The sequence below is a fragment of the Rothia sp. 18CD1-1 genome (assembly GCF_055285355.1).
Genome location: NZ_JBUZLI010000010.1, coordinates 1 through 1281 on the forward strand (window position 1 = coordinate 1; position 1281 = coordinate 1281).

Here is a 1281-nt window from a genome sequence, read left to right on the forward strand (position 1 = left end):
CCGAAAGCTCCTTGACCCCCGGAAAAGGAGAAAAACGCTCCGTCGCGGTCGTTATCACCTGATGAGCAAAATCAGTACGCCCTACATAAGCTTTCTGTGCCTCATCCCAGCGCTGCTTAAACTCATCATCACTCATAGAGCCATAAACAGCCTCAGCCTCCCTTTTATAATCATCATAACTCTTCTTCTTTTCCTCGCCCTGCTTATCTTTCTCTCTATCGTTGTATAGTTTTTGGCCGTTTCTGTTCTCTTTTCCTGCTGCGAGGTTGTGCTGTAGGTTGAGCTGGTAGATCAGTCTGTTGGTCTCTTCTTCGGTCAGGCCTAGCTGTTGGTAGACCGTGCTCATATCATGGGTGATTAATTCCCAGGGAAGCTGTTCCGGGACCGGTACCAGCCCCGAGGTAACGTCCCAACGAACCGCATCAAAACCCCCGCCACCATAAACAGCCCGACCCAGGACCACCAGAAAAAGATACTCCCGACTCGCCTGCGGAAGACCAGCAAACGACTCATGCCCATCAATTCCCTGCTTGATGCGGTACATCAGGTACACGGTCTCATGGCTGAACCCGTACTGCTCCACCAAAGGATAAAGAAACTCAGCCGTCTCAGCATCCACACTATAGGTTTCGGCCATCTGTTTCACAAAGTCGGCCAGGCCAGCATCCTGCGCCTTATCCTTAGCCGTGGTTTCGAAATCGGTTAACAGAAAATTGATCGGCTCAGACACGCCCCTATGGGTCACCGTCACTCGTGAGGCCAACACCCGGGCCGGAGCAAAATCGTACTGATCCCCCAACCTCCTAGACTCCCAGTCATACTCGCCCCGGATCTCATCCACCTCCCGCTGGGCAGCCTCAATCACCCACCGCTGCTCCATCACCTGTTCCTGCAAACCCCGGTCACCGGTCGGGCCACCGACCAGCCACAACCAGGTAGGATCAGGGACAGCACTGGCAGCGATCTCCTCCTCGTAGAAAGCGATCTTCCTCTGCAGATCATCAATGATCTGCTGAGCCTCATCAGCCCTTCGCCAAGCCAGCCCAGCCCGGATCTGCATATCCTCTAACCGGTTGACCCACATCCGTGCCACATAGGCAGCCTGCTCATACTGCTCCACCATAGAACCTAGATACTCACTGGTCTGGATACACATCAGCTCCAGCTGACGGAAGGCTTCTCCCTCAGCATCCAGGCTGGTATGGGCTACCATCCGCTGTCTCATCCGATCAAAAGCCAGACCCCGGCTCTCAAAATCAGCAACCACCCGACCCCACCCGT

The 1281-nt window shown here is 54.5% G+C and carries 1 protein-coding gene; it reads right to left on the minus strand.

All coding sequences use genetic code 11. The features are described from left to right. Window positions 1-1267: hypothetical protein (locus ACS1BR_RS09250; RefSeq protein ID WP_463561680.1), on the minus strand; the 1267-nt coding region annotated here is incomplete at its 3' end. Window positions 1268-1281 lie beyond the last annotated feature (14 nt).